The organism is Streptomyces sp. NBC_01235, assembly GCF_035989285.1.
Lineage (GTDB): Bacteria > Actinomycetota > Actinomycetes > Streptomycetales > Streptomycetaceae > Streptomyces.
Genome location: NZ_CP108513.1, coordinates 10,763,652 through 10,783,884 on the forward strand (window position 1 = coordinate 10,763,652; position 20,233 = coordinate 10,783,884).

14 protein-coding genes and 4 pseudogenes are annotated in these 20,233 nt (G+C 69.6%); 7 read left to right on the forward strand and 11 right to left on the reverse strand.

What is annotated here, in order from left to right:
• Positions 1-29: 29 nt before the first annotated feature.
• Positions 30-1,025 (forward strand): serine hydrolase domain-containing protein, encoded by a 996-nt coding sequence (locus tag OG289_RS48265; RefSeq protein ID WP_327320356.1) that lies wholly within the window; start codon positions 30-32, stop codon positions 1,023-1,025.
• 336 nt (positions 1,026-1,361) lie between these two features.
• Here the strand turns inward: OG289_RS48265 and OG289_RS48270 are convergent, their stop codons facing one another.
• The 5 genes and pseudogenes from OG289_RS48270 to OG289_RS48300 form a co-directional block, all read right to left on the reverse strand.
• Positions 1,362-2,375: a 2-hydroxyacid dehydrogenase gene (locus OG289_RS48270; protein WP_327320357.1), complete on the reverse strand. Its 1,014-nt coding sequence runs from the start codon at positions 2,373-2,375 to the stop codon at positions 1,362-1,364.
• 74 nt (positions 2,376-2,449) lie between these two features.
• Entirely contained in the window at positions 2,450-2,875 is a 426-nt protein-coding gene (locus OG289_RS48275) for a DUF1003 domain-containing protein (protein WP_327320358.1), read from the reverse strand.
• Between the two features lie 253 nt (positions 2,876-3,128).
• Positions 3,129-3,823, reverse strand: a pseudogene (locus OG289_RS48285) (response regulator).
• A gap of 202 nt (positions 3,824-4,025) precedes the next feature.
• Positions 4,026-4,562 carry an SMI1/KNR4 family protein gene (locus OG289_RS48290; protein ID WP_327320359.1) on the reverse strand — a complete coding sequence of 179 codons (537 nt, stop codon included), beginning with the start codon at positions 4,560-4,562 and terminating at the stop codon, positions 4,026-4,028.
• Between the two features lie 254 nt (positions 4,563-4,816).
• Positions 4,817-5,313, reverse strand: a pseudogene (locus OG289_RS48300) (phosphoketolase); the annotation flags it as partial.
• Positions 5,314-5,438: 125 nt separating this feature from the next.
• Between OG289_RS48300 and adhP the strand changes: the two are divergent.
• The 3 genes and pseudogenes from adhP to OG289_RS48315 form a co-directional block, all read left to right on the forward strand.
• A complete protein-coding gene (gene adhP / locus OG289_RS48305; protein ID WP_327320360.1) occupies positions 5,439-6,449 on the forward strand; it encodes an alcohol dehydrogenase AdhP in 1,011 nt (336 codons plus the stop codon).
• Between the two features lie 111 nt (positions 6,450-6,560).
• Positions 6,561-6,893, forward strand: coding sequence for a cupin domain-containing protein (locus OG289_RS48310; protein ID WP_327320361.1), 333 nt, complete (start codon positions 6,561-6,563; stop codon positions 6,891-6,893).
• A gap of 420 nt (positions 6,894-7,313) precedes the next feature.
• Positions 7,314-7,910: pseudogene (locus OG289_RS48315) on the forward strand (CBS domain-containing protein); the annotation flags it as partial.
• 108 nt (positions 7,911-8,018) lie between these two features.
• Here the strand turns inward: OG289_RS48315 and OG289_RS48320 are convergent.
• The 5 genes and pseudogenes from OG289_RS48320 to OG289_RS48340 all read right to left on the reverse strand — a co-directional run.
• Complete coding sequence (locus OG289_RS48320; protein ID WP_327320363.1) at positions 8,019-9,572, reverse strand: acetolactate synthase large subunit; 1,554 nt, start codon at positions 9,570-9,572, stop codon at positions 8,019-8,021.
• 22 nt (positions 9,573-9,594) lie between these two features.
• Positions 9,595-10,968, reverse strand: coding sequence for an FAD-binding oxidoreductase (locus OG289_RS48325; RefSeq protein ID WP_327320364.1), 1,374 nt, complete (start codon positions 10,966-10,968; stop codon positions 9,595-9,597).
• A 1,362-nt stretch (positions 10,969-12,330) separates the two neighbouring features.
• Positions 12,331-14,292: a YncE family protein gene (locus OG289_RS48330; RefSeq protein WP_327320365.1), complete on the reverse strand. Its 1,962-nt coding sequence runs from the start codon at positions 14,290-14,292 to the stop codon at positions 12,331-12,333.
• A gap of 420 nt (positions 14,293-14,712) precedes the next feature.
• Positions 14,713-15,912 carry a serine hydrolase domain-containing protein gene (locus tag OG289_RS48335; protein ID WP_327320366.1) on the reverse strand — a complete coding sequence of 400 codons (1,200 nt, stop codon included), beginning with the start codon at positions 15,910-15,912 and terminating at the stop codon, positions 14,713-14,715.
• Between the two features lie 293 nt (positions 15,913-16,205).
• Positions 16,206-16,478 (reverse strand): annotated as a pseudogene (locus OG289_RS48340) (transposase); the annotation flags it as partial.
• Positions 16,479-16,703: 225 nt separating this feature from the next.
• Here OG289_RS48340 and OG289_RS48345 point away from each other — a divergent pair.
• On the forward strand, positions 16,704-17,801 hold the full coding sequence (locus OG289_RS48345; protein ID WP_327320367.1) for a hypothetical protein: 1,098 nt from the start codon (positions 16,704-16,706) through the stop codon (positions 17,799-17,801).
• Positions 17,802-18,236: 435 nt separating this feature from the next.
• Positions 18,237-18,782: a hypothetical protein gene (locus OG289_RS48350; RefSeq protein ID WP_327321024.1), complete on the forward strand. Its 546-nt coding sequence runs from the start codon at positions 18,237-18,239 to the stop codon at positions 18,780-18,782.
• Here OG289_RS48350 and OG289_RS48355 read toward each other — a convergent pair.
• Positions 18,730-19,485: an IS5 family transposase gene (locus OG289_RS48355; protein WP_442819136.1), complete on the reverse strand. Its 756-nt coding sequence runs from the start codon at positions 19,483-19,485 to the stop codon at positions 18,730-18,732. The two genes, OG289_RS48350 and OG289_RS48355, sit on opposite strands and share 53 nt — an antisense overlap.
• Before the next feature lie 390 nt (positions 19,486-19,875).
• On the opposite strand from OG289_RS48355, the gene OG289_RS48360 reads away from it, so the two are divergent.
• Positions 19,876-20,211: a transposase gene (locus OG289_RS48360; RefSeq protein ID WP_327320369.1), complete on the forward strand. Its 336-nt coding sequence runs from the start codon at positions 19,876-19,878 to the stop codon at positions 20,209-20,211.
• Positions 20,212-20,233: the final 22 nt, after the last annotated feature.

The following is a 20,233-nucleotide window of genomic DNA, read 5'->3' on the forward strand; positions in this document are numbered from 1 at the left end:
TGCGGAAAGATGGCCGGACTCCCGAGTCCGTGACGCGTATCCGTGTCCTGCTGAAGGAATGGGTGGACCGCAAGATCATCCTCGGTGCTCAGGTGTTCTCTCTGGAGGATGGCGTGGCCTGTCACATCGTGGCAGGAGAAGCAGCCCCGGGGACCGACGTCACGCCGGACATTGTCGGACGGCTCTACTGCGCGAACAAGCCCGTGCTGGCCGTCAGTACGGGCATTGCGTCGGAGGAGGGCCTCGTCGGCCTGCACACCCCGCTGTCACACTACTTCGACGACTGCACGCCGGCCATGGCGGCGGTGACCATTGCGGATCTCCTCGGACACACCGTCAGGCTTCCGCCCACTCTGTACAAGAACACCGCCTCACTGGACGAACGGGCTCGTCGCATCGTGACTTGTGCCGTGCCTCGACCGGGAAACGCGCACTACAACGCACAGACCACGTCGGCGTTGCTCGGCGCGATTCTCGAGCGTGTGTACTCGATGCCCCTCGAACACGTCATAGCCGAGAAAGTCGCTGCCCCGCTTGCCCTGCGCGACCTGTCCCTTGTGCCGCGCCCGGGCCAGCAATACGGCCCACTGCATCGCCGTGACGGAAGCATGCGCTTCGTTCCAGTCGAGGACGAGGCGCGAGGCTTGAGCCCGGTAAATCCCGGTCAGGCCGGCGTATCGACGGCCGCAGGCATGGGCCTGGTGTACGCGGATCTCTTGAATTCCCTGAAAGGCCATGGGACTCTGCTTGCACCGTCAACTGCCATGAGTTTGCTCGAAATCAGCCGTTCGATACAGCTCTACGACCTCGGTCCGCGCAGCTGGGGTCTCGGCTTCCAGCGTGACTTGCAGCAGGGCATCTTGGGGGCCGGGTGGAGCCGTGACACCTTCGGCCATGTGGGCACCGCTCCGCGGCGCATCGTTGTTCTTCACGCGGCCGATCCGGTTTCAGGTCGTGTTCTGACGTTCAGGCTCTTCAGCATTGTCGATGATCATCGGGTGCAGCAGCTGACGACGATGTCGTGATCTGCTGAGACCGATGGGACCCGCCGATACTGCCGTCTCCCAGTCCTCCATGTAGAGAAAGGAATTACTGAACTTGATTGAGTGATGTCGGAGCTGTTTGCCTGACAGCGGCACCACGGCTTCGGTAAAGGATGTCCCGCAAAGGCTGGCTGGAGCCCGCGCCGGGTGCTGAGCGGGATACCCGCGAGACTCCGACGCGGGGCTGTGACAGCCTGCGGACATGCCAGAGCTGCGTGTTCATGCAGGCCGTCACTATGCCGTCCAGTTCCACTATGCCTTGCCGGACGACGCATGGTGGTGTGTGGAGCTGAGCGAGGCCGTCCTGTGTTCGGAGCCTCAGACGGCGGGCGACCGGACGAGAGTGTTGTCACCGCTTCGGCCGGCGAAGTAGTCCGCGACGTTGGCCGTGGTCGTCTCGGCGATCTGTCCGACGGCATCCCGGGTGAAGTACGCCTGGTGCGAGGTGACCAGGACGTTGTTGAAGGTCATCAGCCGCGCGAGACGCTCGTCGGTCATCACCTCCAGAGACTTGTCGAGGAAGAAGACTCCTGCCTCCTCCTCGTACACGTCCAGGCCGACACCGCTGAGCCGCCCCGCGCGCAGGGTTTCCAGCAGGGCGTCGGTGTCTACGAGGCCGCCGCGGCTGGAGTTGACCAGGATCGCGTCGTCCTTCATCAAGGCCAGGGCACGGGCGTCCACGAGGTGGTGGGTGGCCGGCAGCAAAGGTACGTGCAGGCTGACCAGGTCCGCCTCGGCGAACAGCCGCTCCCGCTCGACGTACTCCATGCCCAGGGCCAGGCAGTCGGGGTTCTCGGCGACGTCCCAGCCCAGCAGCCGCATCCCGAAGCCGTGCGCGATCCGCGCGAACGCGGCCCCGATCTTCCCGGTTCCCACCACCCCGGCCGTCCGGCCGCGCAGGTCGCGGCCCATCAGCCCGTCGAGCCGGAAGTCGAACTCCCGAGTGCGGTGCGCGGCGCGCACGATCCGCCGGTCGACGGCGAGCGCCAGCGCCCAGGCGAACTCGGCGACCGAGTAGGGCGAGTAGTACGACACCCGGGCCACCGTCAAGCCGAGTTCCTCGGCCGCCGTCAGGTCGATGTTGTTGTAGCCGGTGGCACGCTGGGCGATCATCCTCGTGCCGCCCTTGGCCAGCGCACGCAGCACTTCCGCATCCAGGGTGTCGTTGACACTGCTCAGCACCACCTCATGTCCGGCTGCGGTCGGGACGGTGTCCCTGTTCAAGAACAGCCCCAGGCAGCGCAGTTCATGCCTGCCCGCGAACTCACGGTTGAATGCGTCGCGCAGAAGCGGCTCCTCGTCCGCGAGGACGCCGTACGCAATGGCTTCCACGTTCTCTCTCCTCCTGTTGTGCTGCGGCCCCGGGCGAGACCCGGGCTGCCCCGTGGGCGGGTCGTGAGCGGGGGTCAGAGGTCTTGGGGGTCGACCGGCGTGCCTCGCTGCTTGCTGTCCATGCCTGCCTTGCTCTGCGCGATGATCTCCTGAACGTGCTGTTCGATCTGGTGCGGGTCGAGGCCCAGTGCCTTTCCTATGTGGACCGACCACACTTCGGAGCGCAGGTTGGTCTCGAAGTCCAGATCGGCGCGTACGTTCTCGCGTACCGCCTGGCGGTTCTGGCTGATCATGACGAACGTGGACAGGAAGATCGCTTCCAAGCTGACGATCATGGTGAGCAGCCCGTAGGGATACGGGTCGAAGATCCCTGCCTTCCCGAGCAGGCCCTCGTTCAGTGCGATCCATACCGCGAACCAGAGGGCGTGCAGGTAGACGAACCGCATCGTCCCCGCGAACGAGGTGATCGCGTCGGCGACACGGTCCTGCGAGCTGCGCATTCGGGCGAACTGGACCCGCTCGTGGGGAAGGCGGACGACGCTTTGCCGAGGGCTGCTCCCGCCCAGGGAGGCGGGGCTGCTCTCGCCTGCGGAACCGGGCTTCACGCCCTCCATCCGTCTTCCTCTCGATCGATGCCCGGCGGTGTCCGGGGCCCGCTCCCAGCATGGCGGCTGCGAGACGTGCCGCACGTGGGCCGCACGGGGACGGCATGAGGGACGTACGGCCCAGCGGGCCTGCCGAAGAAACGGAGGCTCAGTTCCCTTCGCGCCGGAGCCGGTCCTGGGTCTGCGTGGCGATGACCGCGGCCTGGATGCGCCGCTCCACACCGAGCTTGGCCGGCAACCGGGAGATATGGTTCTTCACCGTCTTCTCCGCGAGGTAGAGCCGCTGGCCGATCTGGCAGTTGGTTGGTCAGCCCCTCGCCGATCAGCGCCAGGATCTCCCCCTCTCGCACGGTCAGGCCGGGCAGCGCGTCCGGCTCCTCCTCCTTCTGCTGGTCGTTGCGCAGTCGGGCCATCAGCTTGGTGGTGGCGCCGGGGTCGAGCAGTGACTGGCCCGCGGCCACCGTGCGGACGGCCGGGACCAGGTCGGAGCCCTGGATCTGCTTCAGGACGTACCCGGCCGCGCCGGCCATGATCGAGTCGAGCAGGGCCTCCTCGTCGTCGAACGAGGTCAGCATCAGGCAGGCCGGTTCCGGCATGCTCGACCGCAGCTCGCGGCACACGGTGACCCCGTCGCCGTCGGGCGGGCGCACGTCGAGCACCGCCACCTGCGGGCGCAGCGCGGGCAGGCGCACCAGGGCCTGCTCGACGGTGCCGGCCTCGCCGACCACAGTGATGTCCGTCGTCGTTCAGCAGGTTGTGCACCCCACGCCGTACCACCTCGTGGTCGTCCAGCAGGAAGACCCGCGTCGGGTTGCCGGCGCCGGGCCGCTCGCTGTCCGCCATCGCCATCTCCTCATTCTGCGCGCTCTGTCGCGGGCACCGGGAAGCGCCCCTGGGCGTGACCTGCCCCTTGTGGCTTCGCTGATCTCCAGGAACAGCGTTTGTCGACCGGTTCCGGAGGCAGTTGGTGATCACCTGGCTCACGGATCTCGATGAGAAACGACGGCACTGTCGTGTCCACGAACTTGGGACAGCCAGCCTGTCGTCAGAGCGGCCGGCCGTCGACGGGGTCGCCGGAGCCGGGCTTGAACGTCGTGCCGAGGTCGTACTGTGCGATCCCGAAAGGTTGAAAATCGGCATCGGCAAGGACGCGGTAGAGGAACTCCGAGGTGGACATGTCGTACCGGTCCCATGCGCCGCCGTCATCGGACCGCGCAAGGACGGGATAATCGCCCGGCCGCTCGGCATCGATCAGCCAGCAGTACTCGTCGGCCCATTCGGTGGAGCCCCACTCAACGAGCCCCTTGCCGCCCGGCGCGTAGATCGCATAGGGATCGACGGCGGAGACGTCTCCGAGCTTGCTGTCCTGGTCGACCGACCGGGAGACCCGCCACTGTGTCAGGAAGTCGAACGAGACGCCCTCGTCGCGCCCCAGAAAGTAGACGGAATCACTGAAGACGCCGCCGCCGAACACCTCGTAGAGCTCCTTGTAGTCCGCCGGCAGCGGAACCCCCAGCTCTGCCTCGATCGCCGCCCAGTCGACGGAGATCCCGAGTGGCTCCCACCCGGTCAGTTCGATCACTCGCTGAACCCACATACAACAATCTTCTAGCACCGGTTTTCGTTCCGGTGTGCCTCAACCCCCTCGTCTCTCACGTCAAGATCGGCAGCTGTCGCACTCAGCCGACTCGGCGGGTTCCTCAGCCGGGTTCGTGCGCTGGCGAGGCGACAGGAGTCAGTGCCGGTCTCGATGATGGTGCCGTTGAAGGTGAGGCGGTCGACGATGGCCGCGCAGAGCCGGGGGTCGGTGAAAGTCTTGGTCCAGCCATCTGGGGCCGGCACTTGTTCCCTCACAAGGGTTGCCGCTGCCACGTCCCCGGCGTAGGCGAGCACCACGTCCGGTTCCCGGGTGCCGCTCTCCTTGCCCGCCCAGTCCCAGATCCCGGCGCCGCGCGCGCAGTGGACGCGGGCCTGTTCCATGCTGAGCCAGTCGTAGCAGGGCTGCTTGCCGGCCACGATCACGTTCACGTAGTCCTTGCTGCGCAGCGCGTGATCGGCCACCGACAGCAGGGTGTCGTCGTCCGGCGGCAGGTAGACCCGTACGGCCTCGGAGCTCTTGTTCAGGATGTGGTCGACGGAGCCGGGGTCCTGGTGGGAGAAGCCGTTGTGGTCCTGCCGCCATGCATGCGAGGTCAGCAGGTAGTTGAGGGAGGCGATGGGGGCCGCCACGGCAGTCGGCGGGTGGTGCGCAGCCATTTGATGTGCTGGTTGACCCTCGAGTCGACGATGTGCACGAACGCCTCGTGGCAGGAGAACAGTCCGTGCCGGCCGGTGCCGGTTTCCCCCGGTCCCGGGGCCGAGCGGCCCCACCCTCAAGGACGTTCAGGACCTGCCGCACCGCTGGGACGCGTTCGACCCTGGATTCGCACCGCACCGAACAGTTCTCAAGGAGCATGTGATGAAGGCAGCAGTCGTCCGGTCCTTCGGCGAGCCGCTGGTGATCGAGGAGCGCCCGGATCCGGAGCCCGGCCCGGGTCAGGTCCGCATCCGGCTGGAGGCGTCCGGACTGTGCCACACCGACATCCACGCCGCGCACGGCGACTGGCCGGTCAAGCCGACCCCGCCGTTCGTTCCCGGCCACGAGGGCGTCGGCATCGTCGAGGCACTCGGCGACGGAGTGACCCACCTGCAGGTCGGGCAGCGGGTGGCCGTGCCCTGGCTGGGCTGGGCCTGCGGTCGGTGCGAGCACTGCCTGTCCGGCTGGGAGACGCTGTGCGAGCAGCAGCACAACACCGGCTACAGCGTGGACGGCGGGTACGCCGAGAAGATGCTCGCCCCCGCCGACTTCGCCACGGTGGTCCCCGACGGTATCGACCCTCGCGACGCCGCCCCGCTGACCTGCGCCGGCGTGACCACATACAAGGCGCTGAAGGTCGCCGGCGTCCGGCCGACCCAGCTGGTGGCGATCTCCGGCGTCGGTGGGCTCGGGCACCTGGCGGTGCAGTACGCGAAGATCGCCGGCGCCACCGTCGCGGCGATCGACGTCACCGACGAGAAGCTCGAGCTCGCTCGCGAGCTCGGTGCGGACATCCTCATCGACGCCCGTAAGGAGGACCCGGCCGAGGTGCTCAAGCAGCACGGCGGAGCCCATGCGGCGATCGCGCTGGCCGTCAACGAGCAGGCTTTCGCCTCCGTCTACGGCGGTCTGCGGCGCAGCGGCAAACTCGTCATGGTCGCCCTGCCGGCCGGCGGAACGATCCAGGTGCCGATTTTCGACACCGTCCTGAACGGCACCTCGGTCATCGGCTCGATCGTCGGCACCCGCCAGGACCTGGACGAGGTGTTCCAGCTGCACGCCGCCGGACGCACCAAGGTCATCTACGAGACCCGTCCGCTGGAGACGGTCAACGAGTCCATCGCCGAGGTCCTGAGCGGGCAGATCAAGGCACGCATCGTCTTCGAGATGTGACCCGCCGGAGCCTTGCCACCACCACCGCCGGCGCCGTAGCGGCGTCCGCCAGGGACTACCCGCACGGCGCGCCGGCGGTCGACCGTCGCATCCCCCCGGAGACTGGAAACCATGCAGAAGCTCTCACTCGACGCACTGGCCCGCGAGCACCTGGAACGCGCCACCGCCGCCTCCACCGGCCGCAGCGCCGCCACCGTCTACGGCGGCCACGAACACGTCCTGCGCCAGACCGTCCTCGCGCTGACCGCCGACACCGCCCTCGCCGAGCACGAGAGCCCCGGCGAGGCGACCCTGCTGGTGCTGCGCGGACGCGTGAGGCTCACCAGCGGCGACACCTCCTGGGAGGGCCGGACCGGCGACCTGATCACCATCCCCGAAGCCCGCCACAGTCTGCAGGCCATTGAAGACGCGGCAGTACTGCTCACCGTCGCCAAACACGCCTGACACCGCACCGCCGACAACGCCCCCGTGCCACTCATCGGGAGGCTGGGCCCCCGGGCTCGGCAGCGGTCGAGTGTGCCGAAGCATGACGCGGCCGATCCGCCGCGTCCGCGTCCGCGACCACGGCCCCGGCTCGCTCGACCGAGGTTCGCTCGGCCACGGCCCACGGACTGTGGGCAGTTCGGCCCTCGGCTCAGGGACGCTCGGCCCCTGCCACCGCTGCGGTCAGGGAGGGAAGCTGAAGAAACACCAGGGGGCCGGCTCCCCGGGACGGTCCGAAGGGATGACAACGGCCACCACGGCCGAGCGGGCCCGTGCGTTCCGGCCCCCAGGTGCCCCATAGCAGGCCCGCCGCGCCTCGCACTCTCCGTCGGGCGATCCGGCCGCAGCACTTCGTCGCATTCCGCTCGTGGACGGCGGACGATGAAGGAAGTGCGCGTGATGACTCGCATCGTCGCTGAAGTGATGACCAGCGAGGTCGTCGAAGCCCGCCGGGAGACACCGTTGGAGGACGTGGCAGGCTGCTGGACCAGCACCGGATCAGCGGGCTGCCCGTGGTCGACCACGACGACAAGGCCCTGGGTGTGGTCTCCGAGACCGACCTGATCCGCCGCCAGGCTGCCCAGTCCATCGACCGCCCTGTGCCGCGGTTCCGCGTGCCCGCGCTGCGCCGCGCCGCCCGTCGCACTGCCGTCGCCCGGGCCACCACCGCCGAGGACCTGATGACGTCGCCCGCTGTCACGGTGCACCCCGAACAGTGGGTCGCAGATGCCGCGCGTGTCATGGAACGCCACGGCGTCCAACGCCTCCGGGTCGTGGACGAGGAGGACCGGCTGATCGGCACCGCCACCCGCCGCGACTTGCTGCGCGTCTTCCTGCGCACCGACGAGGAGTTCCGCCGGGAAGTCATCGCTGACGTGTTCAGCCGCGCCATGTGCCTGCCGCCCCGACGCCGTGACCGCCTCCGTCCAGGACGGCATGGTCACGCTGGAAGGGCGCCTGGAGCGCCGCAGCGACGTCCTACGACACGCCGCTGTACGGCCAGGCAGGTCGGCCCCGGCGGTCACCGCTCCCGCGGAGTTGACCAGGGCCTCGCGACCGCATCGTTGCCGCTGCTGTGCCGGTGCTTCAGAAGAGCGCGGGCACCACGGCCTCGATGAGATGCGGTCCCGGCTCGGTCAGGGCCTTGCTCAGCTGGGCTGTGAAGTCCTCGGCGGTGGCGGCGCGCGATGCCGGTACGCCCATGCCGTGGGCGAGCGCGACGAAGTCGAGGCCGGGCCGGGTCAGGTCGAGCAGGTCGCGCCGCGCGGGGCCGTCCGCGGGCGTGCCGAGGCGCTGGGACTCCATGGTGAGGATGGCGTACGAACCGTTGGCGAAGATCACGGTGGTGATGTCGAGCCCCTCGCGTGCGTGGGTCCACAGCGCGGAGAGGGTGTACATGGCGCTGCCGTCGGCCTCCAGGCACAGCACGGGCCGGTCCGGGCAGGCGAGCGCGGCGCCGGCGGCGAGGGGCAGGCCCTGGCCGATGGCACCGCCGGTGAGGGTCAGCCAGTCGTGGCGGGGCGCTCCTGCGGTGGCCCCGGGGAGCCAGAGGCCGGAGGTGTTGGCCTCGTCCACCACGATCGCGCCCTCGGGCAGTAGCGCGCCCACGGCCGCCGCGGCGGTCTCGGCGGTCAGTGCGCCGGTCGGCGGCGCCGGTCGTCCTGGGGCCTGGAGCGGCGGGGGCGTGTCCCGAGCGACGGTGTCGGCCAGGAGGCCAAGAGCCACCGGAACGTCGTCGGCGGACGTGGCGAGGGTGTGGACCTGGCTGCCGTCGGGTGCCAGCAGACCGGGCAGACCGGGGTGGGCGAAGAACGACACGGGTGCGGGGGCGCCTGCCAGCACCAGGTGACGTACGCCGTCGAGTTGGGCCATCGCCCCCTCGGCGAGGTAGCCGAGCCGCTCCACCGCGGGCAGGCCCGCGCCGCGTTCCAGACGGGCGGGGAAGGTCTCGCACAGCAGACGGGCCCCCGTCGCGGCGGCGATCCGGCCGGCTGCGCGCAACGCGGGTTCGCGGGTGGCGGGGCCGCCGAGGAGGATCGCGGCCGGCTCGCCGGAGCGCAGGGCGGCGGCCACCGCGGCGACGGTCTCCTCGGGTACGGTCGCGGGCGGCCGGGGCGCGACCGGCGGCGCGGGACGGGCACCGTCCGACCAGGACACGTCGGCGGGCAGGATCAGCGTGGCCACCTGTCCTGGAGCGCCGGTGGCGGCGGCCACCGCCTCGGCCACGTCGCCGCCCACCGTTGCGGGGTCGTCGCAGCGGCGCACCCAGCCGGAGACGGTGCGGGCCAGCGCGTCGACGTCCGACTCCAGCGGGGCGTCGTACTTCTTGTGGAAGGTCGCGTGGTCGCCGACGAGGTTCACCAGGGGAGTGGCGGCGCGGCGGGCGTTGTGGAGGTTGGCCAGGCCGTTGCCGAGGCCGGGGCCCAGGTGCAGCAGTGTGGCGGCAGGGCGACCGGTCATCCGGCCGTAGCCGTCGGCCGCGCTGGTGGCCACGCCCTCGAACAGACACGGCACGGCCCGCAGTGCGGGCTCGTCGTCGAGGGCGGCGACGAAGTGCAGTTCGGAGGTGCCGGGGTTGGCGAAGCAGACCTCGACCCCGGAGTCCAGGAGGGTGCGGGCCACAGCATGCGCACCGTTCACGACGGTTCCGCCTTTCACACGCTCAGTCGAAGAGGACGTCGGGGTTGAGGATGCCGTCGGGGTCGAAGGCGTGCTTGATGCGGCGCATCAGCTCCACCTTGGCGGGGTCCTCCAGATCCAGGAAGTACCGCTTCTTGGCCGTGCCGATGCCGTGCTCGCCGGAGATCGCCCCGCCGAGGGCCGTTCCCGCCCGGAACAGCCGCCGGAGCACGGAGTCTCGCAGGTCCTCGTCGGGCTGGAAGACCGCCAGGTGTACGTTGCCGTCGCCGGCGTGCCCACAGCCGGTGATGACCGACCCGCTGTCGCGGGCGATGACGTCCGCCTCGGCGAGCAGTCGGGGCAGTGACGCGCGGGGCACCACGATGTCCACGACCTCGTCGGCACCGGCGGCCTTCGCGGCCCAGAACGCGCGCTCCCGGGCCTCGATCAGCCGGCGGGCGGCGGCCGCGGGCAGCACGTAGACGTCGGCCGCGCCCAGCGTGAGCAACTGCTCGCCGAGCCCTTCCACATCGGCTTCGAGCCGCTCGGCGGACCGCTCTTCGAGGACCACGACCAGATAGCCGAGCGAGGTGCGGCGGACCTGTTCGGGGATGCCGAGCGCGAGATCCCGCTCGGCGGTCGTCGCAGCCATCGTGAGCATGTCGACGTATTCCAGGGCCAGCGGGTCCAGGCCCCCGGCCAGCAGCCGCGGCACGGCCTGCGAGATCTCCCCGGCTGTGGCGAACGGCGCCAGCACCGTCGCGCTGTGCCCGGCGCGGGGCTTCAGGCGCAGGACGGCCTCGGTGACCAGGGCCAGCGTGCCCTCGGAGCCCACGAGCAGCTGGGTCAGGTCGTAGCCGGTGCTGGTCTTGACGAACTTCCCGCCGCTGCGCACGATCTCGCCGGAAGCCAGGACGGCCTCGACGCCGAGCACGTGGTGCCGGGTGACGCCATGTCTGACGGCATGCATGCCACCGGCGTTGGTGGCGATGGTGCCGCCGACCGAGGCACTCTGCCCACCCGGGCGCACCGGGTAGCACAGCCCCGACGAAGCTGTCTGCCGGTCGAGTTCGGCCAGGGTGACGCCGGGCTGGACCACGGCGACATGGTTGGCGGTGTCGATCTCCAGGACACGGTCCATCCGCTCGAACGACAAGACGATCCCGTCGGCATGAGGCACGCAAGCCCCGCAGAGGCCGGTTCCAGATCCCCGGGCGGTCACCGGGATCCGCTGCGCCGCGGCGACCGCCACGACCCCCGACACCTCGGCCGCCGTCGCGGGGCGCACGACATACGCCGGCGCCCGCGCGACGGCGGTGAGCGACTCGTCGTGGCCGTACTCCGCCGGAACACTCCCCTCCGTCAGCACGTGTTCCGGCCCCACCACCTCGGCCAGGAGCGATCCGGTGTCCGTCATGATCCGAATCCCCTCGTCGACGAGCTTCCACACCGGATGCCCGCACACGCGCGGGCCGGTGTCGCGCCCACCATGATGGGGTCGCGGCCACGGAGGGCGGATCGGCCCAACAGTCCCTGACACAGGGACAGTTGGCCCTATCGGCCCGCGAGGAGATGTCGACGGCGCCCGCTGAGCCGACCAGCACGCTCCAACTGCCGCACGGGCCAGGGCGGCCGGTCGAGGACGTGGAGGTGCGCGGACAGCGGACGCGCGCTTGACAGCAGCGACGCCGCCCGATCGGTCGGCGAGGGCATTGGTAGTGGTGTCCGGCCTCTCCTCGCGGTCGGGCCCAGGGCGGAGGCGATGTGCAGGGTTCTCGTGGCAACATACCGCCGCCCCTGCGTCGTCCGGCTCCAGGCCGGTACGGAAGTGCACCGCACTGCCTCTCCTGGAAGTGCGGGATGTCCGCCGGGTGGTGTGTGTCAGGCGCGGGCGCCGCTATCCGTACTTTCCGCGCCGACGGTTCTCGCAGCCGGTGGGCGGGGTGCGTACGGCGAGAAGGGCGAGGCCGTCGTGACCGTCGCTGGGGTTTTGCCTGAGCGGCTTGGCATGGAGTAATGGCAGCCACTGCGAGGGGAGGGCCGCCTCAGGGCGAAAGACGTCACCATGCCGAGCCGCCACACATGAGGCCATGCCCTTTCGGTCGTTGGGCCGCCCGTCTGACGGCGCTCGGTCACGATCTCCTCCTCTACAGCCACTTGCGCCCGCAGCCCGCTGCGGATGCTCCCAGGCCCGGCTGTCAGCGGGCGGAGCTGATCCCGTCTCAGATGACGGCGCTGCACCTGTTCGCGGCGCTCGCCGGCCGGCTCCGGGTGCCGCCGGCCGGCGGTCTGGCGGAACGGGTGCGCATGGCCCGGCGTGACGCGCGGTGAACCGGCAGGTTCCCGGCGGGCCCGGTTCTGCGCGAGCCTGTCCCGGATCACGCTCACGGTGTGCCCGGCACATCGGACGCGGGCTCCCGGAGCTCTCACCGGCGCGGCGGTGTTACCCACTTTCGGGTGACGGCCCGGCCGACCCGCAACGACGTGGTCGGGCGAGGAAGGGCCCCGGCCAGCGCCCGCAAGGACGCGCGGTGTGGCAGGGCGTCAACATCGTGCACACGCCGCATATATGGAGCGTGCACGGCGGACGTCTGCGGCCGGCACCAGCCGGGCTTCCGCAGCCCTGGGCAGCGGAAGCCCGGCCGGCGCGGACGCCGTCGGGCGACGTCTGTCCGCCCGTGGCTGCGCAGCACAGGGCTCCGTGGCCGCGGCGCCGGTGCCGGCCCCCTGCCGGGCAGAAGCCCGGCAGGGGGCCGGCACACGGCCCGGCGTGCATGGCCTAGTTGGAGAAGTAGAAGTACTTCCAAGCGCCATGAGTGGTGGAGTTCACCGTGTCCCCGGAACTGCTGTCGATGTAGGAGGAGCGAACACGGGCGCGGATGCCGGACTGACCGGCGTGGCCCAGGTTGACGACCGACTTGCCGTTGGTGCCGAGGGCGAAGTACTCGCTGGCGGTGTCGTACCACTTGCCGCCCGAGTACACCTGGAGCTGGACCCGCTGCTTGCGGCCCTTGTAGTAGCTCATCGTCGTGGTGCAGATGACGTCCGTGTTCTTGTGGAAGTACTGGTACGTCGTGTTGCCGATCTTGCCGGTCTTGTAGTGCTTGGAGAGGGTCGTCGAGACCTTCACCTTGGCGTAGGCCGTGGCCGTGACCGACTTCGGGGCATAGCGGGCGTCGCCCTTGAACACCGCGGTCAGGGTGGTGTCACGGCTCATGTCGAGGGTGACCGACAGGTTGCCGCTGGAGTTGACCTTGCCGGTCTTGACGAGCTTCTTCGGCTTGTCGGCGCCGGCTGGGTCGGCCCAGATCTCCACGGAACGGTTCGTGTACGTGGTGCCGAGGCGCGCGGTGAAGGCGACGTCGGCACCGTAGGCGTAGAGCTTGCCGTTGTTGTTCAGGGTCAGGCTCGACGTGGCGCGCGAGACGGCGACCGTGTCGGAGGCGGTGACCGCGGTGTGGGACGCGTCGCCCGCGTAGGTCACCGTGTACTTGACGGTGCCGCCGGCCGGCGGGATGTCCGTGAAGGAGAAGCTGCCGCCCGATCCGAGGGGCCTGGTGCCGAGCGACTTTCCGTTCGGTGACTCCATGTCGGTTCGGGTGACGGCCAGCGGGGTCCCGGCGGGCAGAGCCAGGCCGGAGGTGAGACTGCCCTTGACGGTGAGGGACTTGGCCCGGGTGGCCGTGGCGGGGGCGTCGACCGTCAGTGTGGTGACGTACTTGCGGGGAGCGTCGACGGCGTGGAACTGGGTGGATTCGTTGGACCCGGTCAGCACGAACAGCTGGGTGCCGTCGTGCGACCAGTTCATCGAGTGCCCGAACCAGGGCATCCAGTTGGACGACAAGTTACGGATGCTGGGCGGGCGCGCGGGGTCGTTGCCGAAGACGTAGGTGTCGCCGAGGTTGTCGGTGTCGAGGACGGTGGCCGCGACCGTGCCGTCCTCGGCGATGCTGACCGTCTCCGGTTCGGAGGCGACCGGGTAGGTGCGCACCTGCTCCAGGTCGGAGAGCCGGTACTCGGTGAGCGCCCGGTTGCCCGGGCCCGCCACGACGACGTTCTGACCGTCCGGGGTGAGGGCCGCGTCGTTGTAGAAGCCGCCCTTGTTCGCGGAGACGCGGATGGCCGGGGTGCCGGTCGAGACGTCGTAGACGATGATCGGGCCGGAGCTGATGCCCGAGTCGAGGGCCAGCAGTGTGCCCGGGTTGTCGGGGTCGGCGTACAGCTCGGGCGGAGTGGCGAAGTCGTGCCCGGCAGCCAGGTCGAGCGTCACCGTCGGGCTCTGGGCCGTCAGGTCCACGACGCCGAGTCCGGAGTCCCACTGGTCGCCGTAGCCGAACCACAACTTGCCTTCGGCGTAGGCGAGTCGGGAGGGAGCGGTCTTCTCACCGGTCGCGTATTCGGCGCTCCGGGCGAGGGTCGCCGTGTCGAAAGCGACGATCTTGTCGGCCCCTTGGATCGCGGCATACAGCGTCCCGGAGTCCGGGCTCAGCTCCAGGTCCCGGACCTGCGGCAGGTCGGTGAGGGTGGCGGTGACCTTACCGGTGTAGTCGGTGACGACGATCCGATTCTGGTACCGATCGCTGAAGTACAGCTGCTGGTGCAGGCCGTCGACGACGGTGTCGTCCGCGTCCGAGACGGCGATGGGCCTGCTGGTGTCGGCGGACGCCGGTGTGGTGCTGAGCGCCACTGAGCCCAAGACGATCGCCAGCGTCGTAGCGGCCGTGAGAGTGCGTCTGTGCATGGTGTTTTCGAACCCCCCGGAGCGAAAATTGGTCTGGTGCCACCGCACCGGGCGGCCGCAGCGAATGGGTGTGACCGGTGGAGTGCATGTGGCGAATGAGTGCAGGTTAAGTCATGCCCCCGACAAGCCGAGCAGTGGGATCACCCTCTGACGCGCCACGGCATGGCTCCGGACCGGGGCGCCGGCCCGGTAACGCTTCTCCCGGCTCCGTCCGAGAAGCGGGCCGTTCATGAAGCTCGTCGCGGCCGATCGGCTCACCGTCGCGGAGGCGGCAGTGCTGGGGATGCGCCACCCCTGTCATGGCTGTTCAGGCCGCCGCGCGGTGTGGTGGTCGAGTCGATCGAGCGTGCGGCTGGAACGGTCCGCGTTCCGTGCTCACTCCACATGGAGCACGCCGGGGCCGTTCTACGTGTAACGCACTCACCGCCCGTCGCGCAGCAGTGCGCAGACGGAGTTCTCCTGGATGGCGCGCAGTTGCTCGAGCCGCGCGGGATCGCTGGTCCTGTTGATCTGGCTCGTGATCGAGAACGTCAGTGAGCGCCGGCCGTCAGGAGTGGCGGCCACCAGTTGCGTGTAGCCCGGGAAGTTGCCGGTGTGGCCCAGCACGACGCCGCACCGTGTCGTGTAGCGGAAGATGCCCAGTCCCGCGGTGTTGCGTCCCGGACCGGCGGGTTCGGACGCCCCTGTGATCCACCGGCGCTGCTCCCGCACGATGCCCTTGCCGTAGAGCGCGCCTGAGGCGTAGCCGCGGATGAAGCGGGTCATGTCGACCGGAGTGGAGATGATGCCGCCGGATGCCCATGCACCGGAGGCGCTGAAGAGTTCGCTGATGTCCTTTGGAGACGTGGGGTCACTCACGTCGTACCCGTGCAGGTAGGGCTCGGGCATGCGGTAGCCATGCGGGAGGCTGGTGTCGCGCAGCTCCAGCGGCCTGTAGACCAGTTGCCGCAGGAGTTGTTCGTACGGGGTACCGGTGACCGCTTCTGCCATCAGGGCGACGGCGATGTTGTCGGAGTTGGAGTACTCGTACCGGCTGCCCGGGCTGAACCGCAGGGGCTCGTCGGCCACGTAGTCGAGCAGGTGGCGGGAGTCGAAGTGGTGGCGCGGGTCGGCCGCGAGCACCGCGGCGAACTCGGGGTCCTGCAAGTAGTCCGGCAGGCCGCTGGTGTGGTTCAGCAGCTGCCGCAGCGTCACCTGGCCCCAGGTGTCCGGGAGCTGCGGGAGGCGCTTGCGCAAGGTGTCGTCCAGACCCAGTGCGCCGCGGTCGACGAGGGACAGTGCCACCGCTCCGCTGAAGGCCTTGGCCGTGCTCGCGATCCGCATGCGGTCCTTCACATGCGGCAGGCGGCCCGTTGCCAGGTCGGCGACGCCGGCCCGCAACACGCGGGTGTGCCGACCGTTGCGCAGCATGGCGATGATTCCGGGAGGACCGCCCGGCTCGCTCACGAACCGGTCGATCTGACGCTGCAGCGTACGGTCGTCCACCGGCCCGGCAGCGGTGCCGGCGGTGCCCGCGGCGGCGGGTACCAGTACCGCCAAAGAGGTGGCCGCGATGACGAACACGGACCCGAGACGTGGTCGCAGGACGGCACGAAGAGGCCGTGCGGGACGCAGAGGCATCGAGGCTCCCGAAGGTGGGCGACGGCAGTGCAGGTCAAGCCTCACCGGCCGCGGATGCCGGCGCCACTTCCTGTTGCTGCAAACAGCCCAGCCGGCCGTGGAGTCGGGTCGCCGCCTCCGTGCCGCTCCGGACGCCGGCCGAGTATGTGCCACTTCTTGGCAGAAGGGCGTCTTGGCTTGATCTTTAACCCTTCAATCGGATGTGCTCGGTGAGGGACTCGGCTCGTTTGTCGGTCTTGCCGACATCGTGCCTGGTGGCGGGCCGTGTGTTCTTTGAGCCCGGTGGACGGGCATGGGTGGACACGGTCCCAGCCCATGGCGCGGGCCAGCCCGTAGCGTTCGGTGGCCTGCACCGTGGCGGTGTCGGGATCACCCCAGGTTTCCGGCTTTGCCAGGCGGAACTCCGGACCGTGCCTGGGGATCCGGCCGCCTTGCGGCAGCGCGGTGGTGCGCATGGCAGGGCGGCGCATCACGCGGTCTGAGTGCAGCCGTCCGAGCACCTCGACGGGCAGGTCATCGAGGAGGTGGGCCAGGCGCGGGGCGTCGTAGCCGGCATCGCAGACGACCGGTCCGTCCGCGCACAACAGCGCGTCCGTGAGCTCGAAGAGCGCGTGGCCTCGTGCAGTCAGGCACGCGTAGCCCTCCCGAAGCCGCTCCACCCAGCGGGCCGGCCGGCAGCTGCGCCCGGCAGCCCGCCCAACGAATGTGCATTTCGCGCCTCTCCCACTGCCGAAGGTAACCAGCAGCGCCGTTTCGCCCTCTTTATAGGTGACCGACCTACTGGGGGAACGATGAACTGGTCCAGGGCCGTGGCCGTCACAGCGGCCGGTCTCCTGCTGTGCGGGTGCGCCACCGCGGCAAGCACGGCCGGAGCGGCACAGAGCACGGGCGCCTCCGCGCACACCGTGCACAAGACCGCGTCCACCACCGCCGACAGTCCCGGGACCACGAGCGGCAAGCCCGATCTGATCCTCAACGGCCAGACCGATGCCCGCCCCGGGCAGCTGGTCCACATGATGCTCTACGGCGTCAGCCACGCGCAGGGCGGCGACGCGGTGACCGCCCAGTCGCCCGCGTTGAGCGGGCCGGTACGGCTGCGATGGGAGGGCGACCACTACTGGGCCCCGGCGACCCTCAAGATGACGGACAAGCCCGGCTGGTATCCGTTGACGGTCGCAGTCCATGGCCGCACCGTGGCCCACGACAGGATCCAGGTCGTACGATCCCAGCGGCCCTCCTTCACCCTGCCGGCGTCGCGGGACGTGACCCGCCCGGGGGAGCCGGTGTGGGTGGGTTTCGACGACCTGTACCCCGGTGAGCGGGGCACCGACTTCACCGTGCGGTCCGCGGCCCTGCCCGGGCCCGTGCGTCTCGTCCACGACGAGAACATGGACTTCTACAACCCGCGGGCCTTCTCGGCGCGGCCGGAGCTCAAGCCCGTCCTGGCGGACGGCACGTACACCTTCGAGCTGTACGGCCCGCACGGCCGCCGCATCGCCGAGAAGCGCCTGAAGGTCCGCGCGTCCCGGCCCGGCGACCGCGACTACCTGGGCAAGGCGTACGGTCCCGAGTTCTACGACCCCGGCCAGGGCTACTCGGGCGGCACGCACAATTTCCGGGTCGGCGTCGGGCGTCAGGTCGCGGTCATGTGGCACGACGAGTACCCGGACCCGGGCGAGGAGACGCGGCTGACCGCCACCTCCCCGGCGTTCACCGGGGTGCTCCACCTCCGCCACGACGACAGCAAGGGCGCCGACGGCGACGATCCGCGTTTCTTCGGCACGGCCACCGTCCGCTCCGGCCTCAAGCCCGGCAGCTACCCCGTGACGATCGTCAGCCATCACGGCCGGGTGAAGAAGACGGAGTACGTCACGGTGACGGCGCGGTAGGCCTCGCCACCACACGGCACAGGGCGCTCGACGTCCCGTCGGTCAGATGTCCCGAAAGGGGTCATGGCCCCGTGAGCTGCCCTCAGCTTGTCCTACCTTCCAAGCGTGGGTCCGAGCTGGTCATTCGTATGATCGGCGGACCCAGGGGTTCTGGGCATGGCTGTGAGCTTGTCGCCGTTGGATGACTCAAAGAACTTGGCCACCCGGAGCCCCGCGACGACTTGACCGCTAATTGGGATACGCGACTCGATTGCCTGACGGCTCCGCGCCGCCCGGCGCAGCATCCGGGCGGCGCGTCAACTCACAACGAGGCGAACGTTGTCTGATGCGGCGCTAAGAAGCCGTATCTCAACCGAACTGGATCGTGTGATTCCTGCTGGTCAGGCATGGTTTCGCTCGGAGTGAGGGAAGCATGCGGCGTCTTGTGTCCGCTTGATGGTCGAGGGGTGCGCGGTGGCGTCGGTGCTGGGAATGTTGGAGGAGCGGGAGGCGGCTGCCCGGGTCCGGGTGGAAGGGCTGCGGGAGGAAGTCGCGCGGCTGACTGAGGTGTTGGAGGCCGCGGAGATCGAGCTGGACCGGCGGGTGATCGCGCGGGAGGAGCTGGTCGAGGCCCTGGCTGTCTCTGCGGCTGAGTCCACTGCCGTGACCGGGGCCGGGGCGGAGTGGGAACCCGTGTCCTCTCCCGTGCCGGGCTCGACGGTGCCGCCCTGGCGGGACGGGTTGCCGGTGACGGTGCTGGCGCCGGACTATCAGCGGCTTCTGGGTGTGCTGGAGGAGGGGCGATCAGCGGGCAGAGGGCCGCTGAAGGCCAGGGAGATCGCGGTGGAGCTGGGCTTGGAGACAACGCCGGCGAAGGTCGAGGGGCTGCGCTCGAAGGCCAGGCGTCTGGCGGAGCGCGGGTGGCTGGTGCAGGAGTCGTCAGGGACGTTCAGCGCTGTCCTGCGGTCCGTGGCCTTGCCAGACGCCGGCCCATCCGCGTGATCATCGCTTCGCTGGTAGCGGGCAGAGTTTCGTAATCCCTCGCCAGGCGGCGGGAGTTCATCAGCCATGCGAATGTGCGCTCTGCCACCCAGCGCCTGGGCAGCACCACGAATCCCTTCATGTCGTCGGTGCGCTTGACGATCTGCAGGGTGAGGGCGAGTTTCTGCCGGCACCAGTCGACGAGGTCGCCGGTGTAGCCGCCGTCGGCCCAGACGAGGGTGATGTCGCGGTGCAGGCGGCGCAGCCGGGTCAGCAGGCCCGCGGCGGCGTCCCGGTCGCCGATGTTCGCGGCGGTGACCGCGACGACCAGGAGCAGGCCGAGGCAGTCGGTCACGATGTGCCGCTTGCGGCCCGGCACCTTCTTCCCGCCGTCGTAGCCGCGTGAGGCGGCAGGCACCGTCGCGGCGGCCCGTACCGACTGCGCGTCGATGATTCCGGCCGTGGGCTCGGCCTCACGGCCCTCGCGCTCACGCACCCGACCGCGCAGCCGGTCATGGAACTCGGTGGTCAGCCCGTGCTCGCGCCAGCGGCGGAAGAAGGCGTAAACACAGCCCCAATCGGGGAAGTCCGCGGGCATCGCTCGCCAGGAGATCCCGCCCGCGACCAGATACCGGACCGCGTCCAACATCTGACGGTGGCAGTAGCCCTCGGGCTGTCCGCCCCGCCCCTGAAGCCAGGCTGGCACCGGCAGCAACGGCCGGATGGCCGCCCACTACGCGTCCGTCATGTCCGACGGATAGCGGCGGGCCCGGTCCGGATGATCGGCCGCATTCCCGTACACGTGCGCGAGGCAATCACACGATCGGGAGCCGAAGTTGAGAACAGCGGGCGTAAGGCGTTAGCGCGTACAACTGCGACAACAGGGCCTCCTGGTACTGCTCGGTTCGGTTCGCACCTCCGAGCTACCAAAGGCCCTGCCTTCATGCGCCGACCGCCAGAAGATCACCCCGGCGAGAAACCTGTTCGACCTGCACGTTCCATGATCGGTTGAGATACGGCTTCTGACAGAACCACTCACCCCGCCTCTCAACACACCAGCAACACACCAGGCCAGCCACCACCCCGTACACCAACCACCACCCCTCCCAGCGTCATGGGAAGTAAGAGCAACCGCAGCAGGCGGTACTCGGAGGAGTTCAAGGGCGACGCGGTCGCGCTGGTCCGGTCCTCCGGCAAGACCGTCACCGAGGTGGCCCGGGAGATCGGGGTCAGCGCCGAGGGGCTGCGGAACTGGGTCAAGCAGGACACGATCGACCGCAGGCAGGGGGCGCCGGGCGAGCTCACGAGCGCGGAGCGGGAGGAACTGCGTCGGCTGCGGCGGCAGAACCGTGAGCAGGCCGAGACGATCGAGGTGCTGTGGGCGCTTCGATCGGGGCTTTCCAGCGCCCTTCGCGGTCTTCCTCACCACGCTCGAAGTCTTCGCCACTAGCCGGTTCCCAATCTGGAAACCG

What these genes read in the sequence shown, in the direction of transcription:
- OG289_RS48325 (WP_327320364.1), bottom strand. Translation starts at nt 10,968, where the DNA reads ATGACGGACACCGGATCGCTCCTGGCCGAGGTGGTGGGGCCGGAACAC.
- OG289_RS48335 (WP_327320366.1), bottom strand. Translation starts at nt 15,912, where the DNA reads ATGCCTCTGCGTCCCGCACGGCCTCTTCGTGCCGTCCTGCGACCACGT.
- OG289_RS48275 (WP_327320358.1), bottom strand. Translation starts at nt 2,875, where the DNA reads ATGCGCAGCTCGCAGGACCGTGTCGCCGACGCGATCACCTCGTTCGCG.
- OG289_RS48330 (WP_327320365.1), bottom strand. Translation starts at nt 14,292, where the DNA reads ATGCACAGACGCACTCTCACGGCCGCTACGACGCTGGCGATCGTCTTG.
- OG289_RS48350 (WP_327321024.1), top strand. Translation starts at nt 18,237, where the DNA reads ATGGTCGAGGGGTGCGCGGTGGCGTCGGTGCTGGGAATGTTGGAGGAG.
- OG289_RS48310 (WP_327320361.1), top strand. Translation starts at nt 6,561, where the DNA reads ATGCAGAAGCTCTCACTCGACGCACTGGCCCGCGAGCACCTGGAACGC.
- adhP (WP_327320360.1), top strand. Translation starts at nt 5,439, where the DNA reads ATGAAGGCAGCAGTCGTCCGGTCCTTCGGCGAGCCGCTGGTGATCGAG.
- OG289_RS48360 (WP_327320369.1), top strand. Translation starts at nt 19,876, where the DNA reads ATGGGAAGTAAGAGCAACCGCAGCAGGCGGTACTCGGAGGAGTTCAAG.
- OG289_RS48345 (WP_327320367.1), top strand. Translation starts at nt 16,704, where the DNA reads ATGAACTGGTCCAGGGCCGTGGCCGTCACAGCGGCCGGTCTCCTGCTG.